This window comes from Evansella vedderi, assembly GCF_030813435.1.
Lineage (GTDB): Bacteria > Bacillota > Bacilli > Bacillales > Salisediminibacteriaceae > Evansella > Evansella vedderi.
Genome location: NZ_JAUSUG010000002.1, coordinates 95366 through 119892 on the forward strand (window position 1 = coordinate 95366; position 24527 = coordinate 119892).

18 protein-coding genes are annotated in these 24527 nt (G+C 38.8%); 5 read left to right on the plus strand and 13 right to left on the minus strand.

What is annotated here, in order from left to right; genetic code table 11:
- Window positions 1-39: 39 nt before the first annotated feature.
- A complete protein-coding gene (locus J2S74_RS02870) occupies window positions 40-2835 on the minus strand; it encodes an extracellular solute-binding protein (RefSeq protein ID WP_370875950.1) in 2796 nt (931 codons plus the stop codon).
- Between the two features lie 242 nt (window positions 2836-3077).
- Window positions 3078-4469: an ABC transporter substrate-binding protein gene (locus J2S74_RS02875; protein ID WP_307321604.1), complete on the minus strand. Its 1392-nt coding sequence runs from the start codon at window positions 4467-4469 to the stop codon at window positions 3078-3080.
- A 282-nt stretch (window positions 4470-4751) separates the two neighbouring features.
- On the opposite strand from J2S74_RS02875, the gene J2S74_RS02880 reads away from it, so the two are divergent.
- The gene (locus J2S74_RS02880; protein ID WP_307321606.1) at window positions 4752-5519 is read left to right on the plus strand and encodes a helix-turn-helix domain-containing protein; all 768 of its coding nucleotides are present in this window, start codon (window positions 4752-4754) and stop codon (window positions 5517-5519) included.
- A gap of 218 nt (window positions 5520-5737) precedes the next feature.
- Here the strand turns inward: J2S74_RS02880 and J2S74_RS02885 are convergent, their stop codons facing one another.
- From J2S74_RS02885 to J2S74_RS02925, 9 genes are all read right to left on the minus strand, one after another.
- Window positions 5738-9724, minus strand: a complete 3987-nt coding sequence (locus J2S74_RS02885; RefSeq protein WP_307322288.1) for a family 43 glycosylhydrolase — start codon at window positions 9722-9724, stop codon at window positions 5738-5740.
- 250 nt (window positions 9725-9974) lie between these two features.
- Window positions 9975-10517, minus strand: a complete 543-nt coding sequence (locus J2S74_RS02890; protein ID WP_307321608.1) for a D-lyxose/D-mannose family sugar isomerase — start codon at window positions 10515-10517, stop codon at window positions 9975-9977.
- An 82-nt stretch (window positions 10518-10599) separates the two neighbouring features.
- Window positions 10600-11703 carry a Gfo/Idh/MocA family protein gene (locus J2S74_RS02895; RefSeq protein WP_307321610.1) on the minus strand — a complete coding sequence of 368 codons (1104 nt, stop codon included), beginning with the start codon at window positions 11701-11703 and terminating at the stop codon, window positions 10600-10602.
- Between the two features lie 34 nt (window positions 11704-11737).
- The gene (locus J2S74_RS02900; protein WP_307321613.1) at window positions 11738-12895 is read right to left on the minus strand and encodes a Gfo/Idh/MocA family protein; all 1158 of its coding nucleotides are present in this window, start codon (window positions 12893-12895) and stop codon (window positions 11738-11740) included.
- 63 nt (window positions 12896-12958) lie between these two features.
- Complete coding sequence (locus J2S74_RS02905) at window positions 12959-14560, minus strand: glycoside hydrolase family 43 protein (protein ID WP_307321616.1); 1602 nt, start codon at window positions 14558-14560, stop codon at window positions 12959-12961.
- A 162-nt stretch (window positions 14561-14722) separates the two neighbouring features.
- A complete protein-coding gene (locus tag J2S74_RS02910) occupies window positions 14723-15334 on the minus strand; it encodes a YesL family protein (RefSeq protein ID WP_307321618.1) in 612 nt (203 codons plus the stop codon).
- Window positions 15335-15478: 144 nt separating this feature from the next.
- On the minus strand, window positions 15479-16315 hold the full coding sequence (locus tag J2S74_RS02915) for a carbohydrate ABC transporter permease (RefSeq protein WP_307321621.1): 837 nt from the start codon (window positions 16313-16315) through the stop codon (window positions 15479-15481).
- A gap of 15 nt (window positions 16316-16330) precedes the next feature.
- Complete coding sequence (locus tag J2S74_RS02920; protein WP_307321624.1) at window positions 16331-17269, minus strand: carbohydrate ABC transporter permease; 939 nt, start codon at window positions 17267-17269, stop codon at window positions 16331-16333.
- A 90-nt stretch (window positions 17270-17359) separates the two neighbouring features.
- On the minus strand, window positions 17360-18658 hold the full coding sequence (locus J2S74_RS02925) for an extracellular solute-binding protein (protein WP_307321627.1): 1299 nt from the start codon (window positions 18656-18658) through the stop codon (window positions 17360-17362).
- A 410-nt stretch (window positions 18659-19068) separates the two neighbouring features.
- On the opposite strand from J2S74_RS02925, the gene J2S74_RS02930 reads away from it, so the two are divergent.
- The gene (locus J2S74_RS02930) at window positions 19069-20250 is read left to right on the plus strand and encodes an ROK family transcriptional regulator (protein WP_307321630.1); all 1182 of its coding nucleotides are present in this window, start codon (window positions 19069-19071) and stop codon (window positions 20248-20250) included.
- 118 nt (window positions 20251-20368) lie between these two features.
- Here the strand turns inward: J2S74_RS02930 and J2S74_RS02935 are convergent, their stop codons facing one another.
- Window positions 20369-21139: an AraC family transcriptional regulator gene (locus J2S74_RS02935; protein WP_307321632.1), complete on the minus strand. Its 771-nt coding sequence runs from the start codon at window positions 21137-21139 to the stop codon at window positions 20369-20371.
- Between the two features lie 166 nt (window positions 21140-21305).
- On the opposite strand from J2S74_RS02935, the gene J2S74_RS02940 reads away from it, so the two are divergent.
- The 3 genes from J2S74_RS02940 (at window position 21306) to J2S74_RS02950 (ending at window position 24268) form a co-directional block, all read left to right on the plus strand.
- Window positions 21306-22052, plus strand: a complete 747-nt coding sequence (locus J2S74_RS02940) for a sugar phosphate isomerase/epimerase family protein (protein ID WP_307321634.1) — start codon at window positions 21306-21308, stop codon at window positions 22050-22052.
- Between the two features lie 207 nt (window positions 22053-22259).
- On the plus strand, window positions 22260-23294 hold the full coding sequence (locus tag J2S74_RS02945; protein WP_307321637.1) for a Gfo/Idh/MocA family protein: 1035 nt from the start codon (window positions 22260-22262) through the stop codon (window positions 23292-23294).
- 5 nt (window positions 23295-23299) lie between these two features.
- Window positions 23300-24268: a sugar phosphate isomerase/epimerase family protein gene (locus J2S74_RS02950; RefSeq protein ID WP_307321639.1), complete on the plus strand. Its 969-nt coding sequence runs from the start codon at window positions 23300-23302 to the stop codon at window positions 24266-24268.
- Window positions 24269-24318: 50 nt separating this feature from the next.
- Here J2S74_RS02950 and J2S74_RS02955 read toward each other — a convergent pair whose 3' ends face one another.
- Window positions 24319-24450 (minus strand): hypothetical protein, encoded by a 132-nt coding sequence (locus J2S74_RS02955; RefSeq protein WP_307321641.1) that lies wholly within the window; start codon window positions 24448-24450, stop codon window positions 24319-24321.
- Between the last annotated feature and the right edge of the window lie 77 nt (window positions 24451-24527).

A 24527-nucleotide genomic window follows, 5' to 3' on the forward strand; every position in this document is an offset into this window, starting at 1 on the left:
GTGATTAATTTTTGTTTGCACCTGCTACCACCTCCTAACCTAATACGGTAAATTAAACTCTCTACGCTTGATTTCAATTTCATCATTAATGTATAAAATATAATCCGATAAGGCTTCACGAGGATTCTCATTGGCATTAACGACTCGTCTAAAAGCGTTGTCTAAATGTCGTCCAGTGAAATATCCACCTGGAACTTGAGGGATTCCACGCACCCACTGCCACTGACTCTCTAGGTTGTTGTAGTCATCCACAGGCCACGGCAATTCTTGGAGTGCTTCAATGTTAGCCGTAGGATAACGAGCGGCCTCACCCATCAGTCCTTCCATCTCACGCCCAAAAGCAATCTGGGTATCCTTATCTGTCCACCATTTCATAAACTCCCAAGCGGAATCCTTATCATCTGCATTCTCCAGCATCATCACTGCAGTTGTATGGCTAGCTACACTATGGTTTATTGTACCGTCTTCCATTTCCGTTCCAGGAACCATTGTGAAATCCCACATTCCTCTAATTTCTGGTGCTAAAACTGTCAACATATTATAAGTAGTGTAATCGGCAATGCCTATCGGCATCTCTCCAACTCGGAATCGGTTAGGAAAATCGGCCATTAATGGGAACCTATAGTTAGTATAGAAGTTGGTCCAATCTCTAAATGCTTCCATAGAGATATCCGAATCCAAGGCACTTGCCTTGTTATCTTCTTGGTAAAACTGACCACCATTCTGGTAAAGTAGCATAGCGAAAGTCGCATTTGGAACCATGTTTTGTTGTTGAGCTTGTTGCATCATCGGGTCATCTATTGGTAAGAAGAATTCCAAATTATGCTTCTGCAGAACTCCAATCATATTGTATACATCCGACCAAGTTTTTGGCGGAGTCAATCCTAGTTCCTCAAGAATATCCTTGCGATAGAACAACATAGGAAAAATTTGTTGCTCAGGAAGGGCAAATACTCCCCCATCATACTTATAAGGTTTTAATCCACTCTCACGGAACCGCGTAGCAACTTCCTCGTAATCAGAAAAGACTGTCAAATCAGCCGCTGCGTTTCTCATTGCGTAGTTGACAGGCATGTCCTCACCAATCTGCAATGCCACATCCGGCCCTTCGTTGGCAAGTGTTGCCGGCAGTAGAATTTCTGGTGGAACTAACCTTAACTTTATCGAAATATTTGACTCAGGTGTAAATGTTTCGTCAATCAAGCCTTTCAATACTTGGGCCTGATCTCGTCCAGTCGTAATCCAGACGTCAACCGAACGATCCAACGCTTCAACGTTACCTATACTGTCGTAATCCATGGTATATGAAGCGACAAAAGCTCCTAACTCATGTTTAAACCTTTCTATCAATGTTGCTTCTGCTCTCGGTAGCTCGTGACCAGGCGAAGAGAAAACAAGATAATCCAAGGTAAGTGGTTGTTCACGAACAGTTAGTATAAATGTTCCTAGCCCACCGACATTTACCTTAAAATCATCGAGGCGCCTTGCAATAGTCTCTGGTTTCTCCACAATGTCTTCTAGTTGTCTAACCATTGAGTGGAGGACCGCAACTTTATCACTTCGCTCTCCTGTTGACTTCACTAGATAATCCGCTACACTTTGAATTATCTCAGCTTGCTCTGAAAATACATCTAACAGACCTGGGATTCGAGTTTCTAATTGGTAATCACGGAATGGATCTGGGGTATTTGACGTAATCATCAATATTTGTCTATACATTTCGTTGAGCTGTAGAACGCTAGATTCAATCGTTCTTAAGACCGGTGCAAGTTCCCCAAGTGATACTGTCATTCGTACACGGTTTGTTCCTTCTTTCAAATAAAATAAGTAAGGTTCTTCTTCACCGAGAATTTGATTCTCCCAGTCTCTATTGAAATTAAAACGAATTCGTTTCATTTCTTCAAATGGATATTCCCCATTTATTGTAAGGCTCCTTGTTGCGTATAAACCACGAAGCTCCTGTTGCTTACGTTTTAGGGCGATTTGGTAGAGCCCTTCCTCTTCTACTTCGACCTCCCATTCAATCCACTGGCCTGGTAGTTTCCAATTCAGTCCACCAATAGTATTAATTCGAATATTGGAGACATGGTAAGGGACTACCGTCGGACTTGACCTGTCGGAAAGCGGAAATAATGTAGGTGAAGATTTCCTTACGGCTGCTTCACCTTCTATTTGAATAAACTGGTTATCCACTGGCTTTAATCCTTTAGCCTCATATTCTTTCTTCACTTCTTCATACGTCTTGACGGGTTTTTCTTGATATAGCTCGATGTAATCAATTGCCATTGGTTCACGTAAGGCTGACAGGGAAATGCGTTGTTCCCCTTCGTCAAAATAAAAAGAATAAGGCCCTTCAAAATAACCTTCGCTTTCCTTAAATGACATCATTAACCACTCAGGGTGCTCCACTTGTCCGGGACGTAAATCGTTTCCTCTATCATCTCTTTGAATTTCTTCATACCTATTGCCCCAAACACGATCAAATATCAGTAAATCAGCACCGTGAAAAGGAACCTCTCCATTAATGGCAAACTCCCGTTCAATCGCAGAACTCTTTCCTTCCATTGGATAATAATGAATTCTAATATTGTACATACCTGGATTATCAATTTGAACATCCCAATATATCGTTCCTTCTTCAGGCGTAATAACCGCTTTTCCATCTAAACCTTCAAATCGATCCACGACTTGGAAACCTTCTCCGATAACCTCAACAAAGTCCTCCCCCTCGATACGAATCGTTTCATCAGGGCGTTCCGCTTCCGAATGGGTAATCAAATAATTGTCATAGCTATCTTCTCGCGTTTCATGAAAAACAGCTTCAAAGTCAGCCATCGCCTGAACGTATCCTGGATCGGATGAATTCGAAGGGTAGAAAGCCCAAATAGATGAAAATAACACAGCAATGATTAAGGTAACCTGGACATATTTCTTCTTTATAATGTACAACTCTTCTCCCCTCCTACAGCAAAGATTGACATTTAATTAAGGTGGTCCCTAGTATAGAAACCAAATCAGTAACGTAGAAGCTACTTTACTAGAGACTATATAGGGACCTTGTATAAAATTTTATTTAATTAGTTAGAGCCATAAACTTCGTCAATTGCTGCCTGGAACTGAGTTGAAAATGTTTCAATAACTGTGGATACCGAATTACCACTTAACAATTCAGCTTCGAAATCCCAATACCCAAAATTCGGGAAGGTATCATGAGCTAGTACAACTAGGTTAGGTTGAACAAGCAAAAGGTTATCAATGTCATCTTGGTTAGAGAAGTTGGTCTCGAAACTCGCCTGTCCAGGGTAATCATAAATGGAATCAATATCATTTATTTTCTCCCAGATATACAATAACTGTTCAGGATTTTCTACCGTCCTTGGAATCGCCAAAGCTTGTAATGCTGGTTCAGCAGAATGATAGGTAGTAGCGCTCGGCCCTTTCGGGAAAGGAATAAATCCAATATCATAATCAGGCATATCGTTATTTAAACCGCCAATTTCATAATATGCACCTGGGTACATCAACGTATTGCCCTGACGGAAGAACTGACCAGGCTCCGTCCAATCTCCGCCTTCTGTTGGTCTTGCGATTTCTTCTGTCGCTATTTGTGATACAAAATTAAGGGCTTCGACTGTAGCAGGATCGTCAAGATTTTGCTGATCACCTACAGTAAGACTCGTATTGTTTGAGAATAAAGCATAAAGAAGGACAGAAGGTCTTGCTAGCCCCCATGTATTTACCCTGCCGTCATTATTCGTATCTTGATTAGCCTCTTTAGCAACTTCTATGAATGTATCCCAATTCCAATTATCTTCGTTTACATATTCCTGCAGTGGTTTCATACCTAGTTCATTCATCAAAGTTCTGTTATAGAAAATACCCTGAATTAGATTAGTTTGATCTTCAGTAAAACCATAACCGCGACCTTCATGAACGAATAGCTCATTTGTCATTAGCTGGTTGAAAGCATTAGGGTTCTGAGTATATTCGTCGATAGGCCACAACAGATCTTGTTGCACTAACGTTGGAATGGTGTAGTTTCTACCTAATCGAATGATATCTCCCAATGGGTCTCCTGCTAGTAAAGATGCTGTCACTCTCTCTTGATACTCACCGAAATCGATAGCAATATATTCAATTTCAAAGTTGTGCTTCTCCATCAATGCTTCAAGATTTTCCTTACGTTGGATACTATCTGGATTGTCTTCTCCAATTGTCATATCCCACCAAGATACAACTTTAATTGTTTTTCCTCCCAAGTCAAAATCCATTTCTGGAGTTTGGTAATAGGCAGCTTCTTCCGTTTCTGCATCATCACCAGTTTCTTCTGTTGTACCATCTTCAGTAGTAACGTCTGCCTCCTCGGTAGTACCGTCGTCGATTGGAGCTTCACTGGCACTGTCACTGCTGCAAGCTGCAAGAACTAAAAATAACACACATAAAAGCAAAAAAACTAAGTTCCTTTTCATGTTTAATCCCCCTTATCAAATTGGTTTTTGCTTGTTACACCAATAAATATAACGCTTTCATTCAGGGGGCAACAACCTGCCATAAACTAGCTATTTAACCCATCAAATTCTAGCTAAGCCTATCTATAAATCCTCCTTAGTCACAGCTTTTTTAAAGATATAAACATCTGTTTACAATATAAAAAAAAGCACATTTTTTTTGAGTGCTGGATGTTAGATAATGAAAGCGTATTCAAATGAGTAGTACATAAAATCTAAAGAATGGACTTAGGGGGTATGGTCGTGTATAGGATAATGCATGTTGATCCAGATCATTATTCAAGAGAAAAGATGAAGGAAATGCTCGATTGGAAACGTTGCGGTTTTACTATGCAGGACCATGCTGACTCGATGCAGAGCGCCTTGGACTTATTTAATAAGCACCAGTACGCACTTATTCTTATTAATATGACCCAATTGAACTATGAGGGGTTGCAAGTATGTGAACATATCCGAAAGGAAAGTCGAATTCCTATCATCCTTCTTGGAGGAAGCTTGGACTTTCAACTTGTTAGGAAAGCACTGAATCTTCAGATCAGTGATTATTTACCTGAACCGGTGGATCCAGATGAATTTAAGTCATGTATATTCACCATTAAGAAGAATTTAGAAGCTAGCTTCCCTATCGGCGAATGGAATAGGAAACTTGCAAAGCGTTCCATTCATCCTAATAAGTCATCAAACAATATATTAGAAAAGGTAAAGGCTTATGTTGAGGAGGAAATAAGCGAGAACATTACCTTGAAGAAGATCTCCAAAACATTGAACTATAACTGTTCTTATTTGGGGCAAAAATTTAAAACGCATGAGAAAATGACCTTCAACGAGTATCTACTGCAACGACGTATGGAAAAAGCCAAACTCCTGCTTGAAAATACAAATATGAAAATTTATGAAATTGCGAATGAAGTGGGCTATATAGAATTAGACTGGTTCTACAAGAAATTCAAGTCTTACGTAGGCATAAGCGCCACTGAATATAGGAATAGAAAATTATCTATTTCTAAGTAATTATGAAATGTAACACGATGAAGGACGTCATCCTATCATAGATTTGAGACGTTCTTTTATTATGCCTCTCAAACTATAATAATCTAGTACATGTACAATACTAGGTTTATAAAATGAAGAAGATTGCACCTCTGGATTTTGCATGCTCCAGGATGCAATCTTCTTTTTTTTTGTTATCTTACCCTACGTTTCTATACTCTCCCTTCTATAATTACAACTTATTCACTGAACTGCCAGGAATCAAACATAAATAGCTTTTGATTGGACTTTCCTCTATAAACAAAGTACAGGTCATGAACACCTTCAACACCAGAAACTTCCGTACTTACATTTGTCCATTGATTCCACCCCGTATTCGGTACAGTGAGTGTCCCAATCAACTTACCGGTAGGATCGCCTAAACGAAGTTCGATCGCACTTCCATCTGTTCCACTAGAAACAGATGCAGAAAATTCGGATGCTCCTTCACCGAAATCGACTCCAGAAACTGCCGTCCAATCTCCATTGTTAATGTCAGTTACTGCTAGATTTGTAGAATGGACAGCATCGTCCTCTTCCGTAACTATCGGTTCAACTTGTATTCCTGCGTTCCATGCAAAGTTCTCCGCCTCAACACGTTCAAATGGATTAACATGTTTGATTTGTTCCACCCCTTTCATGTCAGCATTAACCTCTTGAATCGAACCATCTTCATTAAAGTACACGTTATTAAGATGTGTAGAGCGGTACCCTTTCGGAATTCCCATCTCCTTGGATAAAGTCTGTGCATGATATGCAATGTACCAAGTATCATGGAACTGGAAAATGGCGTGGTGATTATTGCCTCCAACCTCAAAGAAGTAGGCTGGATTTTTTAGAATAGTGTCTTGGTACGTCCATGGTCCCATCGGATTATCACTCGTCATGTAAGCAATCTCTCCTGCTGCTGGACTACCTTCAGGACGAACACCGTTATAGAAATTTGAACAATAGGTGTAGTAATAAATACCGTTTACTTTGTTAATTCCTGAATTCTCAAACATAAATGGAGCCGGAATAGGAACAGCTTCCCCAACTACACTCACCATATCTTCACCGAGTTCCATGACTCGTGCGGTATTCGGATTTTCATACTCACCTTCAGGTATACCACCACCAAAATAGAGATACCCTTTCCCGTCATCGTCTACCAACACTGCAGGATCGAATATCCATGTGACATCCTCCACCCCTGGTGTGGATCTTGAAATAAGTGGTTCACCAATCGGATCCACCCAAGGTCCTAATGGACTCTCACTTGTTAACACACCGATACCACTGGCATTGTTAGAAAAATATAAGAAGAACTTATCTTCTCCATCAATCACTTTGTGTGCAGCTGCAGGTGCCCATGATTGCGTTGCCCATTTAGCAGCGCCGTCTGGACCTGCAACGTTAATTACACCATGATCCGTCCAATTTACCAAATCATCAGACGAAATAACCGAAAGCTTGTTAATGTTACCATACGTGTTGTCTATTACGTTGTTATGCTCGTCATATTCTAGTACATCATTCGTAGCATAGATGTATACCCGATCCTCAAATACGAGAGCAAATGGATCCGCACCAAATTTATGAGAAACAAGGGGGTTTCCATTAGGTGGAAGCTTACCAAGTGCACTGTTAGGTGGAGTAAAGTTTACTTTGCTAACCGCACCACGGACATCGTATGCTTCCAATTGACCATCAGAATCGACACTCTCCAAATTATTTACCTTAATTTCATCACTCATTATTTCCTTCAACTCCTGTTTTTGCTTAATTTTTATCGTAACCAGTTCCATAGTAGTATCCTGGTTGGTGAAAAATACAGCAGAATCTTCGTTGTTATGGATCTTAAGTAAAATCCCTTCCTCTACATGCTCAAAAAAGACATTGTCCGCTTGTAAATTATTCGAATTCGGAATTACCTCCCTAACCTCCATTACCTCAGGAATTTGAATCATCGCATTAATTTCACGGACATCTTTTCCCTCTGGTATGTCATTTAACAGCAATCGAACATCATAAGTCCTATCCGTTTCCTGACTTAACTCAATAACATCTTCTTTTAAATAGGCTGTCAATTGGGATGGTGTTGTACTTCCTGTTTTCTCATTGCTGAATTTAAAGAAGTCAAAATCGACATGTCCTCCCTCTATTTGAGTAGCATAATTAAAAAGCGCAAAGCGGTATCCCATGAAATGTGGGAGTGTATATTGCATTTGCAATTCCGTTCCAAATTCGGTCCAGTTTGAGCCATTTAAACTATAGAAGAAAGTTGCTGTGTCTGTTAAAAAGTCAAAATCGATTTTTAGATAAACTAGTTCCTGCTTTAACTCTTTTCTTGCCTTCTCGATACCTTTATCGACCATTACGATAAAACGATCGCTACCTTCTTGCGTAACACCGATAAATCCATATTCTTGTTGGAAAGCGGCTAAGCCAGCATAGTCGCCATCGAGCATGCTGCTAGTATCCATAGCAATCCAACCCGAGCTTTCAGGACCTTGACTTCTCTGAGTTAGTGTATTCCTTGCATGGTGAATATCACTGACAACACCATCTGTCGTCAATCGAAGAAAACCTTTTCTTTCCGTTAGTGACCATTTTGAATTGTTTGGATTATGATTCCACTGCCAGTGAAGGCCCAGTTCCGACCCGTTCGGCATCGCTTCTGACAAATCTTCGTTACTTTGAGGACTGGCTTTAATCGAAACACTATCGAGGTAAAAGTCCATATTGTCATTTACTGGATCTGGATTTTCCGTCCACGGTGTTTCAAAAAATAGTTGCAGCATATTCGGATTGCCATCAATCGTGAAAGTCCCGGACAGCTCGGTCCATTCTCCTCGCTTTACGGTACCGCGAACCAAGTTAGCATAGCTCGTGTCGCTGCCTTGGATTTTCTTTGCTGTCAGAACAAATTCCTTCGTTTCAGGTCCTTCTTCATATTTAATTCGAAAATTTGCTTTATATCGTTCGCCTGGCACGATGCGCCCTGTGAAGTTCTGTCCGATGCCAGCAATGGTAGATGGGCGTTCCGTTATATGGGCGATAAAATTATCCGAATCAGAGTCATCGGGGATAATCGACACTTTAGCTCCATCCTTGGCCCACCAATCCATGATTCTCATCGAAAAGTCACCATTTTTAACGAGTTCCTCTCCTAGCCCGTTATAAGAAGAGGCAGTCGATTCTGATTGAACTGGCTCCCATTCCACGACTACTGGTTCTTCTTGATAGAAATCATCACTCTTTGTTAATTGTGTTGTAAAATTACTAGATCCTGACTTTTCAAACTGCAATGGAACCTTTCCATCTGCATCTCCAAAAACAGGCCAATCGTCTTCCCAGTGTACTGGAACTAATACAGGAACCCGCCCGACAGCACCATGATCCTGGAAGAGCATGGCATACCAATCTCCATCTGGTGTATCTACTAAACCACCTTGGGCTACGCCATTTTGGTTATTGCCCATCGTATCACTGAGGACAAGCTTCCCTTCATACGGACCATCAATCTGGTCAGCACGATAAACATACTGCCTTCGAATCTCCCCTGTTTCCCACCAAATAAAGGTAAGGTAATACTTTCCATTGATTTTGTGTGCATGTGCACCTTCCATCCCCTCTTTACCAGAAGATAGAATAACCTTGTCCAGGCCGTCAGGGTTGATTGCCTTGTAATCCTCCGTTAACTCCTTGATGTGGAAGTCTTCCACGCCATAGATGATATAAGCTGTGTCGTCATCATCGAACAGTAAAGTCGGATCGTGCATATACCCTTGAAACTCCGTCCTATCCCAATTTCCACTTGGATCTTCTGCGCTGAATAGATAGGTTTTACCTGTATCCAAGGCTGCCGTAAGGACATAAAACGTGCCATTATGGTATTTCAAACTACTCGCCCAAGTTCCCTGACCATAAGCATTTTGACCATCCCGTAACTGATACGTACTATTCTCCTCAAGCCGATCATATGGGTACCCAATGATCTCCCAATTTACAAGATCCGTAGACCGCATGATGGGCGATCCAGGCATCATATGCATCGTAGTGCTCACCATATAATAATTATCTTCAACACGGATCACTGAAGGATCAGGCACATCGGCGTAGATAATCGGATTTGAGGCTATTTCATTGGAGGTAGAGGTGTTTTCCTTACTAGTTGTAGTAACATCACTCGGTCGATTAGACATAATAAGGACTGCTGCTAAACAACATATTATGACGGCAGATGTAATTACTAATTGTTTATTCTTTATTTTCAAGGACATTCCCCCTTACGTTAACTAAAAAAATTGTAACGCTTGCACAAATAGGGAACAACCTGCGGATTAGTTCCTAATTCACCCTTCAAGTTCTAGATTATAGCCAGAGGCTTTTTTTCTAAATCGTTCGTATAACAAATATAAAAAGTATAATAAAAATAGCCCTAGATAACTAAGGCTAGTTAAGTTCCGGTACTCGTACTATATTTGGATCTGTGAATATATCATATTCATCCCTGCTAGTAGTGGAAAATTCAGAAATAATAGCACCTTCTTCTCCTGCTTGGAACCAGTGGAGTGTATTTGGCGGTATGGTGTATTGCTCCCCAGCCTGGAGCTCAATTTCGTGGAAAACGGTATAGTAATCTTCACTTGATTTAGGAAGGTTTGCTTTTATTGTCTCAGGTGCTTCCCCTTCCACATACAACCATACTTTTCCTTGCCGGCAGCGAAACGTTTCTGTTTTTCCTTCTTTTTCGTTAATTGGCGGATGCTTGTGCTCAGGGCATGTTTGATGGGGAAATAATACTAATTCCTTGGCACAATAATGTTCATTGTTAATATAGGTTATTACTTGTAACCCTTGGGATTGTAATTCGTTCAATCCAAAATCAGCTACCTCAATGACCTGCTTTTCTTCTTCTGTTAAAATGATTCCTGCACGTTCTAACAGCTCGACAGTCTTTTGCTGTGCCTGTAAATGCTCCTTCTTTGACAACATGATTGGCTCACTCCTTTATAAGTTGATACGAAAAAAAGAGTGGCAGCAGTTAACGTTTGTTCCTACTGCCACTCCTGTTAAATTAATTGCTAGATGGGACTGGTGTGTCCGCTGTTTCAATATGCACGGCCTTCTCTTGAGCTTCTATACATAAGGCAGCGGCCTTAAATGCATGCTCCTGTGTCATGGCATTTTCCGTACCATTTAAGCAATCTAAAATGAATGCACCGAAGAATGGATAGCCAACTTTGCCATGGCATTCGAAATGCTTTTCTCCTTGTTGATTAACTAGATATAGGTGATCGCCCGATAAATCCCGGGCAATATCAATATATTTTCTAACCTCAATATATCCTTCTGTTCCTAAAATAAGCACCCGTCCGTCTCCCCATGTACCTAGTCCATCAGGAGTAAACCAGTCTACACGGAAGTAAAAGGTTGCCCCATTGTCCGCTACTAAGGTAGCATCACCAAAATCCTGGAATTTAGGGTAATCCTTAAAGTTATAGTTTGCTACTTTACTATGAAGGACTTGGGCGTCCTTTGCTCCTGTATAATGGAGAAATTGTTCAATTTGATGGCTTCCGATATCACATAAAATACCACCATAAAATTCTGGATCAAAGAACCAGTCAGGTCTGCTTTTTGGATTGGCGCGATGTGGACCAGTACCAATCACTTGAATAACCCGGCCAATCGCTCCTTCTTCAATAAGCTGACCAGCAAAGATGGCACTTTCTACATGGAGGCGTTCACTGTAGTAAATCCCCCACTTCAAACCTGTTTCTTTCGTTTTGGCCTTCGCCTTTTCCAACTGTTCCATCGTTGTAAAAGCTGGCTTATCTACAAAGTAATGCTTACCATGATCTAAAGCTTTAAGTCCTAAGGCAGCTCGGTCTGAAGGAATACTTGCCCCAGCAATTAAGGTAATCGTAGGATCTTGGAGTATCTCTTCCTCTGATTTTGCTACCTTTGCCTGAGGGAATTTATTAACAAACCCTTCCACCTTTTTTGGATCTGGATCATAAACGGCAACAAGTTCTCCTCCTGCTTCGATTAATCCATTACACATCCCATATATATGACCGTGGTCTAAGCCTATAGCTGCAAAAAGAAATTCCCCTGCTTCCACCACCTTGCTTACTTTCCCTTTCGGTGCATAATTCATTCCGTCCTGTTTACTCAAAATTACTCCCCCTTAAACAATGATCATTGTAGATTTATTTCTCATAATTCCCGCCAGTGGTTATAACTTCGTCCGCAAAGTTTTCAATGGATGTTTTCTTTTCATAAAATCGTGTGGCATGCTTCATGATACCCTCTCGCGTGTAGAAAGGGCTGCTGTCATCTAACGGTAATTTTACTGTCCTTTTTAGGCTCGAAGATTCATAGATTGCTGTTATAAGTTCTAACGTTTGTCTACCTTGTACCCCGTCTACTAAAACTGGCGTATTTTCCATTACCGCTGTAAGGATGTCATTAATTTGCCCTGCATGCCCTTCATGTGCTAAATCTGGTTCACTATTATAAAGGGCTTGGATTTTCTCTTCTAATTCAGGATTATCTTCAGGGAAACCATTACCTTTTGATTTAGAAGCTTTTACCTTCCAAGGGACAGAGACACGAGCATCCTTTCCTTGGAAAATCAATTGCTGCTCCTCACCATGATGGACAACAGAGCTTGTGATTTGTGCTAAACTGCCATCCTCGTATCGGCAAATAGCAACGGAGATGTCCTCTACTTCAGCATTATCATGTGCCGTGTTACTTGTTACTGCCGTTACTTCTGAAGGCATTCCATTCATCCATTTAAAAATATCGATATGATGTACAGCATGATTTAACGTACAGCCGCCACCTTCTTTTTCCCAAGTTCCTCTCCACCATAAATCGTAATAACAGTGACCTCTCCACCAATAAGAATCTACCTGAGTATGTACAACAGGTCCCGCTAACTTAGAATCTAGTACACTCTTCAGCTTCATCATCGGTGTTCTGAATCGGTTTTGCGAAACTACGGACAAAATTTTATTATTCCGTTTCGCTGCTTCATTCATGGCATCACATTCCTCTAAAGAAGAAGCCATTGGCTTTTCTACAAGGACATGCCTCCCAGCATCTAAACAATGCACTGCTATATCCGCATGAGTATATGGCGGCGTACAAATAGATATAATATCAAAATCTACTTCCTCCACCATTTTTTTATAATCGTCGTAAACCTTTGCATCTAATTTAAATGCCGCTACTTTCTTTTCCGCTTTTTCTAAATAGGTATCACAAAGAGCTACAATTTCACACTTATCATCAAACTGGAGATATCCCTCAATATGGGATGAAGCTATAGCTCCTGTACCAACTATCGCTATTTTTAACATCATTTCAACTCCCTTAATACTTTTCTTATTATTTAAAACCTATAAAACTAGATTATTTTCTAATTACTCACTTAATTCTTCATAAATAAAATAGTCGAAATCAGCATGCTTCTTTTGGCCGCTTAAATCTTGAACACACATTCCAAGAAACGCGCCAGTAAAGCCTTGATCCAAAAAGAATCCATTAATATTAATCTCTGCATTTTCGTCGGATATGGTACTTGCATCTAACACAGGTCCTATCGCTTCCCACTCCTGGCCATCTCTAGAAAAATAAAACTGTAAATCAGAATAATGTAAGACGGCTTTTAAGTAACAGCGGTCTAAACCTTCCACACATATCCTGCCATCTAAAGGTTCGTCATAAAGACCACGTGTATTCGAGAGTATCCCAAGAGACTTCCCAATTTCTTCATCATAGCTCACATGTAAATAATAGTAATTCTTCGTGTTGTAGTAATAAACTAACCCAGCCATTTGTTGAAAATTCTCAGGTGTAAACTCAACAACCGTTTCCACACTTACACGAAAGGCCTGTTGTCTTCTGGCTATTAAACTTTGTTTATGTACAGAGTTTAAAGATTCTCTACCAATAAGACGTAAGAAGCCAGGTCTAGCTCTTAATGACGCCCAGTCTTCCTCTACGGGAGCTCTTAAAGAATTAAAGTTTATATTCAAATTCTCACTATCAAAATCATCTTTTCGTTGCTCTTGATCAAAAGAATGCTCTGGTAAAGAAGGGGCTTCTACTTTAACTTGAGCATCATTGCCAACAATACGCAGCCAGCCATCTTCCGTCCACTCACACTTTTGAATCGCCGTTTCCCTTCCAAGATTGCAATAACCAGATGGCTCAAGGGGACGTCCGCATAAATGGGCTATATACCATTCACCAGACTGTGTTTGAACAAGACTTCCGTGTCCTGCTTTTTGTAAGGTGAGTTCTGGTTTTTCATAAGAGGTAAGTATTGGGTTAGTTGGATCTACCTCATAGGGGCCCCAAATAGAGGAAGATCTTGCCATCGTTACGGCATGCTTTAAACGAGTTCCACCTTCTGCGGTCATTATATAATAATAGCCATCCCTCTTATATAAATGGGGAGCTTCGGTCAATCCAAGCTCTGTACCCTTAAAAATATTTTTTATTGGTCCCACTAAACGCCTTTCTTCTGCAGAATATTCTTGTAGTAGGATACCACCAAATGAATTTCTCCCTTTACGATGATCCCACACCATGTTTACTAACCACTTTTTCCCATCCTCATCATGGAACAGGGAAGGATCAAAGCCGCTGCTATTTAAGTAAATAGGTTCAGACCACGGGCCCATTATGTCATTTGCCATCGTTAAATAATTATGTGTATCTTTAAAGCCGCCAGAGTGACTTTTTACATCCGTATAGATTAAATAAAAGGTTCCATTATCATAGCTTAAACAAGGAGCCCACACTCCTCCAGAATCGGGGTTTCCCACCATATCAACCTGAGTTTTCCTTGATAATGGATGAGTAATCAACTTCCAATTCTTTAAATCTCTTGAATGGTGAATTTGTACCCCTGGAAACCATTCAAATGTAGACGTTGCAATATAGTAATCATCCTCTACACGGATAATCGATGGGTCTGGATTAAAACCTTTTAATACTGGATTTTTTATGTAACCCAATGTAAAAACCTCCTTTTTTAATGCCCCATAAAAGCGCTTGCAAAATTTTAATTGTAACTATTATAACAACGGTCATTTATTTTATCTATGTAAGTTTCCGTCTTCACTTACCCAAATCAACACTTTGAAATTGCCTCCTATCTTCCACAACACTTTAACAATTTAACTTTCTTTACTAGGCGCCCTATCTACCATTCTAAAAATATTATTACTTATAGCCATTTGGACGATAACAAATGGAGTGATCCCAAATAATATAACTAGAGGTGGAAAAAAATAAATGATGAAAAGATAGATACCTAACAGTAATAGTTGCATGATCGTTGCCGTTATAGAAAATACGCCTGTTTTCAAGATAACAAGAAAATAGTTTTTTGTTGGTAAAGCATAATGAGCTATAACCGGAAAAGTATAACTCCATAAAATTATAAGGAGTATAGTAAAAAATATAATGATGGCGTACATAATGATTTTTAACGTGTCAGTATAATATGGAATAAACAAGACATTTAATGCTATAACTCCACTCGTAGCTGTCAGCATCCACCCATAAATGTTTGCTACGACAAAGTTTTCACTATAAAATTTTTTATATAATTTAGATTGTTCTTCATGGTATTCATCCCTAAGCCAATGTCGAACAACACTATACATTGCAGCAGTGGAAGGGAATATTCCCAAAACAACAAAACCTTTCAAGATGTATACTATCCAGTAAAAGTGTAACTTTAATAATTCATATAACCACTCTGCAAATACAAAAACTCTATTCATTCCTACACCTCTGACTTTTTTATGATACTCCTAGAAGTTTTCTACACTCTAAATCTACAAACTTTCATCTAACATTGCAATTAAAAGAGTATCAAATGGTTGTGAATGACCCTTTGATACCCTTTCCTCCTGAAAGATGGATTTTTAGTTTTTGACTGCCCCATCTGTAATACCAGCAATAAATTGTTTATTAAAGATAAGAAAAACAATTAATATTGGAATGGTCGCCATAAAGGTTCCTGCTAATACCATAGAATAATCCGTAAAGTACACATCATTTAAGGTTCTAAGTGCTATTTGAATGGTATGAACACTTCTATCTTTTAATACAATTAACGGCCATAAGAAGTCGTTCCAAGTACCCATAAATGTAAAAATACCTAATGTGGCAAGACCTGGTCGCACTGCCGGCAGAGCTATGTTCCAATATGTTCTAAAGTTACTGCAGCCATCAATTCTTGCTGCTTCAATAAGTTCATATGGGACAGCTGTTGACATGTATTGGCGCATCCAGAATACTCCAAATGCCGTTACCATCGCTGGTACAATTACCGCTCTTAGGTCGTCTAGCCACCCTAATGCACTAATAATCATAAAGTTAGGAATAAGCCCCAACTGCGGTGGAATCATCATTGTTGCTAATAAGAAGATAAATAACGCATCTCTACCTTTAAAATGAAGCTTGGAAAAAGCAAATCCAGCTAATGAGCAAAAGAAAAGAACAGATGCCGTAACTGCAGTTGAAATGATGATGGAATTAAGTATAGCTCCAAAGAAATCAATTCTCTCAAATACCAATGCGGCGTTCGCTCCAAAGTTCCCACCTGGAACTACTGCTGGCGGAAACCTATTTACTGCAGTCGTTGTGTTGGACCCAATAACAAACATCCAATAAAAAGGAAAGATTGATAACAAAGCACTAATCGTTAAAAAGATATATAACAGTATCTTCGGTAATTTTTTTTCTCCAACTTCTTTCATTTGTCCTCCTCCTTTTTACGCTGACTTAATTTTTCTCGCCAATAAAACATTGATTAATGAGAAAATAATGATGATAAAGAATAGTAACCAGGCGATAGCTGCGGCATAACCGAATGCAAACCTTGAAAATGCTTCTTCATACAGGTATAAGGTAACTGTTAAACCTTGGTTATTACCACCAACACCGAATAATAACGGCTCAGCGAATATTTGCATTCCGCCAATGGTTGATTGTAGAACCGTAAAGATAATGATTGGCTTCAACATTGGAATAGTAATATAAAATAATTGTTGCATTTTGTTAGCACCGTCAATGGTTGCAGCCTCATATAAATCCTTTGAAATACTTTGCAATCCTGCTAGATAAATAATGGCATTGTAACCTACCCAGCGCCACATTACCATCACCGAGATTGCCACATGTGTCCCAAAGTAGGATCCCCTCCAATGAATTGGCTCCAATCCGAAGAGAGTAATGACATAGTTGATTAATCCATACTGTGTACCGAACATCGCAGAGAAGACGATTGCAACTGCAACAACGGATGTTACGTTTGGCATAAAGATACCTAATCTAAACAGGGCTTTCCCTTTTAAGAATGCTTGATTTAGTAGAAAAGCTATGATCAAGGCCGCAATTAATTGCGGTATAGTAGATAAAAACCAAATACTAAATGTATTACCTATCGACTTCCAAAATAATGGGTCGTCCGTAAAGAGTAACTGGTAATTCCGGAAACCTACCCATTCCTTTGTTCCTAAAACATTCCATCTATGAAAGGATATATAGGCCGTAAATAATAGAGGAAAAACACCGAAAATCCCAAATAAAATAAAGAAGGGAGATATAAATAAATAACCTGATTTTCTATCGGAAGCTTTTTGGCTATATTTCCTTCTAAACTTCTTTCTATTTTTCAGGCTGTTTTCTGTTGATAATGGTACGTTACTCATATGTAAACCTCCTTTAACTTAGAATAATTAGAAGATAGAATGAAAATAAGAGGCGGAAAATACAGCCTCTTATTTTCAGGCATATAATAACTAACGACTAATTTGTCGACGTACTTCTTGCATAGCATTGTCCCATGCTTCTTCAGGAGTTGCCTGGCCATCTGCAACAGTCGTTAAAGCATCACCCATAATGGTGTTAATTGTTCCAGTATCCGGAGATCTGTAAACAAAGTCTACAAGCTGTGCTGCTTCAGAGAAAATAGCGCCTAAATCATCACGATTAAAGAATTCGTCAGCATGATTTTGTACAGCCGGATCATCATAAATTGATGGTGTTGAAGGGAAGTTACCATAAGTTTTAAAGATATCCAACTGATTTTCTGGAGACATTAACCAGCTGATAAAATCATATGCTTCTTGCGGATGCTCCCCTTGTTTTGGAAGAGTTAACAAAGATCCGCCCCAGTTTCCAGATCCTTCAGGCATTAAGGCGATATTCCATAAGCCTGCCGTATCAGGTGCATTGTTTTTAATATTTTGCAACATCCATGGCGGAAGGAATACAGTAGCGAAATCTCCAGCTGCTAAAGCTGCACCCCACTCTGCTTCACCTCTTGGTGTGTTGTTATGAATGTCAATAGACTCAATGGATAAATCCCAAGCTCTTCTAATAAGTTCACTTTCTTCAATGATAAGATTTCCTTCTGCATCAAAATATTGAAGTTCACCTTGCTCTCTTGTAGCGTTAAACATATCACCAATAAAGTTATACATATTGCTGCCAGTTCTTTCTTTAACTTGTCTTCCTGCAGCAATGTAATCTTCCCAAGTACTTAACTTTGCAGAAACCTCGTCTGGATCTGTTGGAAGGCCTGCTTCTTCGAAAATATCAATTCTATATGCCATAGCCATTGGTCCCACATCTGTCGGAACACCGAATACAAATTCCCCATCCGGTGAAGATGCTTCTCTCCAACGCCACTCTAGGAAGTCGTCTTTTATATCTGCTGCACCAAAATCTAGTAGATTATGAAATTGTTCAGGGAATTCTTTAAATCTTTGTAAATGGCCTTGCTCAACACCTGCAATATCTGGTGCACCAGAACCTGCACCTAATACAGTAAGGAGATTCGTATGATGGTCACTATATTCAGCCTCTTGCACATTAATCTTAATGTGTGGGTTTAATTCTTGATATTCAGCTATTTTCTCATCAAGCCCCATTCCCGGCCATAGCCACATCGTTAATTCTACCTCTTCCGGATCTCCAGATCCCCCATCATCACCGGACCCACCTGTATCACCATTGTCTGTACTACTCTCCGATGAACAAGCAATTAGTCCAAATAGTAAACCAAGACATCCAAGCATAAACAAAAACTTTTTCATTAGAATTGCCTCCCTATGATTTTTTATATCTTATAAATTTATAAATAATAGTAAAGCACGCTATTATTTATAAATTAAATAAGTTAAAATAGTGCGTCTCTTCAGACTATAAAGCGCTTACAAATGTGTAAAAATATAAATGTACATATCCTTTGTTTAATGACTAAAGTAAGTTTATTGAGTTTTTTGATAATTCTGTGTTATCTTTAAGATATCAAAAGCATATATGTACTTTATATAAGGTGAAATCCGTAAGTTTGTTTAGGTTTTAAACTAACTTTTAAGAACATTCTAATTTATTTTCTATTACTTGTAAAGTAGTATTTTTAGAAATTTCTGACATAATTTCGACAAAAAATGTTAATATAGCTTTAGAAAGAAAATTGCTGCCGTTAAGGAGAGTGCACATCTTGACAATAGTTGATAGCCATTTTATTAGAGAGCTAAATGAAAGTAAGGTTTTGGAAATGATCATTAAGAAAAGGTTAATTTCAAGAGCTGAGATTTCAAAAGTTTGCGGACTAAACAAAGCTACAGTCTCCTCTATTGTTAAAAGCTTAGTCCAAAAAAACTTAATAGAAGAAGTAGGAATCGGAGATAGCAAAGGGGGGCGCCGCCCTGTTATGTTCCGGTTTCAAGAAAAGGCTGGTTTATCATTAAGTATAGATATTGGCTATAATTATATCTCTTCCATGCTTACTTATTTAGATGGAACCAAAATAGATTATCGAAATACGACAGTTGAAATTAAAAGAGAATCTATCTTAAATGAACTAATAACGATAATTAATAATTATATTAAAGCTTCTCCAAAAACTTATTATGGTATCATTGGCATTTCTATCGGAATTCACGGAATCATTAACGACAATGAAATTATATTTTCACCTAATTACAATTTAAGTAAACTTAACTTTTCTGAAGAATTAGAGAAGCATTTTAATATTCCAATAGTTCTAGAAAATGAAGCCAATTTATCTGCTCTTGGAGAAAAGTTTTGTTCTACGAATACAGCAAATTTAATTTGTATAAGTATAGGCTCTGGTATTGGATCCGGAATAATTATTGATAATAAACTATTTAAAGGGCGTAAAGGGTTTAGCGGAGAGATCGGACATACCATTTTAGTACCACATGGGTTGGAGTGTCCATGCGGCAACTACGGTTGCTTTGAACAATATGCGTCGGAGAAATCTCTTTTAATGGAATATAGTAAGTATAAAGGAAGGGACGTAACATTTAATGAATTAAAAAACGCTTATAATACTAAAGAGAATTATGCTGTTAGAATAGTAGATAAGTTTATCCACTTTATGGCACAAGGAATAAATAACCTTATTAATTCCTTTAATCCTGAATTAGTAATTATAAATAGTAAGTTTACTAACGAAATTGACGGAACCATTGAAAAAATTGAAGAAAGTTTATTTAGTAAAATGAACAACTACTCCGCCATTAACTCCTCAAAGTTAGGTAAAGAAGCACCATTATTAGGGGGGAATTATATTAATATTCTAAATTTCTTAAATATCAATGAATATGAAGCGCAAAATATAAATATTATGGCTCCTAACCATAATGAAATACATTAAATTAAGATACGGTATCTGTCACAAACTTTATGATTTATGGGCAACAGCACTAAATTTTGCGAAGCTGGAGACCCCTGTTGAAAGAGGGGGTCTCCTCATCCTTCCTCTCTTTTCTTAGTCATGTTGTACCTGAACGGTAGTTTCCGGGAGATACCCCCAAATGCTTTTTAAATACACGATGAAAATAAGAGTACGTACCAAATCCACAATCTTCCGCAATATGCTCCAATGTATAAGTAGTATACTTTAATCGATCTATGGCAGCGGCCAATCTAATTTCTTGTGCATATTCAATGATTGTCTTTCCCACGCTGCTTTTAAATAAATGAACAGATCGGGAAACACTTAAACCTGCATACTGTGCAACTTCTTCCACTTTTACTCCTGATGTTGCATTTTCCTCGATATATCGCATCATTCTCGTTACTGCATAGGGACGATTTGTAATGAACTCCGTTTCCATTGCTGCTCTTTCTAAGGATGTACACAGGGTTTGAAGCAAATAACTGAGAATCTCTTCATTTTTTTCAGAAGGTGGACGACGGTCTTCTATGATCATAAATCGCCATACAGCTATTATATTTTCATTAAGCTCTATTCTGCTGATGGAAGGTTTCGATGAACGATTCCACCAAACATCAATCCAATTTCCTTCACAAAGTAAATGGTAATCTCCACTACTTTCTCCCTCATCAACAAATAATTCGTATGTATCTCCAGGCTTCATTAACAGTAGATCTCCCTTTTCAATTTGGAGCTCTTTTTCATTTAATATTACTTTACAGGTACCTTCTGTTTGCAGCCGAAAAAGATAGCCTGGTATTCCTGCCTTATATTGATTATAAAAGCGTTGTGTGTGATAGGAATAACCGCAAAATTTAATATTCATAACGGAGCACCCTCCAAGTACTAAATCAGATAATAGCAAAATAGTTCATGTTTCCATTATATCATCTATATACTATGTAACCTATAAATCTTATTATGTAGTCAAATAAGTAATACATTAAATCCAATAAACCTAAAAAAATTGTTGAAAGAAGGAGATTGCGGCAATGGAAAAAATCCCTGTAGCAGTACAACTGTATACGTTGCGTGATGAATGCGCTAAAGACTTTCCCGCCACTTTAAAAAAAGTTGCAGAATTAGGTTTTGATGGTGTGGAATTTGCTGGCTTTTATGGTTTACCTCCAACAGAGGTAAAAGAAATTTTAGACAACCTCGGTTTAAAAGCAGCTTCCAGCCATGTTCCACTTGATCAATTTAAAAACAATTTAGAACAAGTAATAGAGGATCACAAATCATTAGACTGTCAATTTGTTGCTGTTCCTTTTATTACGGAAGAACAGCGGACAGAAAATGGATATAAAGAATTAATTGCTATCTTAAACAGAGCTAATGAAGCCTTACAAAAAGAAGGATTAACCCTTTGCTACCATAACCATGATTTTGAATTAGAGCAACTAGGGGATGGTAGATTGGCTTTAGAGGCTATTTTTGACGAAACGAATGTAAAAACAGAACTGGATATATATTGGCTAACTAAAGCCGGTGAAAAACCAGTAGAGTGGATAAAACGCTATAAAGGCAGAACACCAATTGTACATTTAAAAGATATGACAACAGATGAGGAAAAGTTTTTTGCAGAATTGGGAACGGGTGGCGTTGATATTGAAGCCGTTTTAGAGTTAGGAAAAGAAAATGACGTTCAATGGTGGGTAGTCGAGCAGGATGTTAGCCGCCGAACACCACTTGAAAGTGTAGAAATGAGTATTAATTATTTAAAAGAAAAGCTGAAATAAATTTCATCTAATAAAGTCTGTTCAAAACTTCCTTGTTTTTACAGAACACCACGATAAATGAAAACTATTAGTCTCGTGCCTTACGCTCCAATCAACCCAGATTATATAAGAAATACATTAAAACATAGGGTGTTTTTCCCGTTTGAACAGACTTGAATACACTTTTTTTAATATGCACTAATAAAAATTTTTGAAGGGATGTTGTATATGAGTAAGTTAAGAGTAGCAGTAATTGGTTGCGGGAGCATTGCCAAGCATCGACACCTGCCTGAATACGGCGCAAATGAAAACGTAAACATCGTGGCAGTATGTGACCTTGTACAGGAGCGTGCAACTGAAATGGCGGAGCTCTATGGTGCAGAAGCCTTTACAGAATGGGAAAAAGTGATAGAGCTTGATAATGTGGATGCTGTAAGTGTTTGTTTACCAAACTATTTACACGCTCCTGTATCTATAGCTGCATTAAATGCCGGAAAGCATGTCCTTTGTGAAAAACCGATGGCCACTTCACAAGAAGAAGCAAAAGAAATGGTTGAAGCAGCCAATAGGATTAATAAAAAGCTCATGATTGCCCACAACCAACGTTTTGTATCCTCTCACCAAAGAGCGAAAGAGATCATCGATAGGGGAAAGCTAGGGAAGATTTATAGCTTTAAAACTACTTTTGGGCACCCTGGACCAGAAGGCTGGAGTGTTGACGGGGCGAAAAGCTGGTTTTTTAACAAAGAACAAGCCTTTATTGGTGCAATGGGAGATCTCGGGGTTCATAAAGCTGATTTAATGCGTTATTTGCTAGGAGAATTTACTGAAGTGGGTGCATTTATAGAAACACATGCAAAAGAAAATACATCTGTTGACGATGACGCCGTTTGTATTTTACGTACAGAAAATGGGGTTATTGGTACATTAGCTGCCAGCTGGGCGTATGTAACTGCCGGTGACAACTCTACCAAAATCTATGGAGAAAAAGGAACACTTCTATTAGAAGGGGACCCGGAATATTCATTAATAGAAGAATATCGTAATGGGGAAGTTGTGAAGCACAAGCTGGATAAAATTCAAACGAATGAAGAGGGCGGACAAACCAACTCCCATGTAATTGACCATTTTGTAGAAAGTATTTTAGAAGATAAAGAGCCCCTTATTACAGGTGAAGAAGGGATGAAATCACTAGAAGTCATTCTAGCAGCTCTAGATTCACACGAAACAAAGCAAATCATTTCATTACGAAAGGATGTGTAAAGGCAATGAAATTAGGAGTTTTTACTGTATTATTTTCTGAAAAGTCGTTTGAAGAAATGCTTGACCATGTTAAAGCATCTGGATTAGATGCTGTGGAAATTGGAACGGGGGGGTATCCAGGCAATGCTCACTGCCCTCTTGATGAGCTATTAGAAGACGAGCAAAAACGTAAGGATTATTTAGAGGCTGTCACATCTCGAGGTCTTACGATTAGTGCCTTTAGCTGTCATGGAAATCCGTTGACTCCTGATAAAGCATTTGCAGAAGAATCTGATACAGTATTACGTAAAACAATTAAACTAGCCTCCCTCCTCGGTGTCCCTGTAGTCAATACTTTTTCTGGAACTCCAGGAGATAGCGATGAAGCAAAACAGCCAAATTGGCCAGTAGTACCTTGGCCAACGGAATATGGTGACATATTAACATGGCAATGGGAGAATAAATTAATCCCTTACTGGAAAGAAATCGGTAAGTTAGCTGAAGAGCACAATGTGAAAATCGGACTGGAGCTACACGGAGGATTCCTGGTTCATACACCATATACCATGTTAAAGCTTCGGGAAGCAACTTCCGATGCCATTGGAGCTAACCTAGATCCTAGCCATATGTGGTGGCAAGGTATTGATCCAGTGGCTGCAATCAAGATTCTAGGTAAAGCAGGTGCTATCCACCATTTCCATGCAAAGGATACATACATTGATCAAGACAATGTAAATATGTATGGACTAACGGACATGCAGCCTTATGGCAACGTCCAAACAAGAGCATGGACATTCCGTAGTGTTGGATGCGGCCATAGTATGCAAGAATGGTCTGATATGATAAGTGCACTTCGCACCTATAATTACGATTACGTTGTAAGTATCGAACACGAAGACCCAATCATGTCCATTGACGAGGGATTCACCAGAGCAGTATCCAACCTTCAATCCGTATTAATAAGAGAACAGCCAACAGAAATGTGGTGGGCTTAAAAGAAAACGAGGGTGTCTCAATAGGTATATTTTTTCCTTTTGAGACACCCTTAAACACTTATCACCACTAACATTTTCACAAAACTAATCCTTCCCCACGATTCTTTATTCGCTTCAAGCTTCCTAATCCTTCGTAATATCATAAGACACACCTCTTCCTCCACCGTAAAAATAAACTTCATCTTCCGACTAAACTTCGACTCCTCCAACCACCTAGCCAGCATAACCGCAACAGTTTCTAAATAAATTAAACCATTAC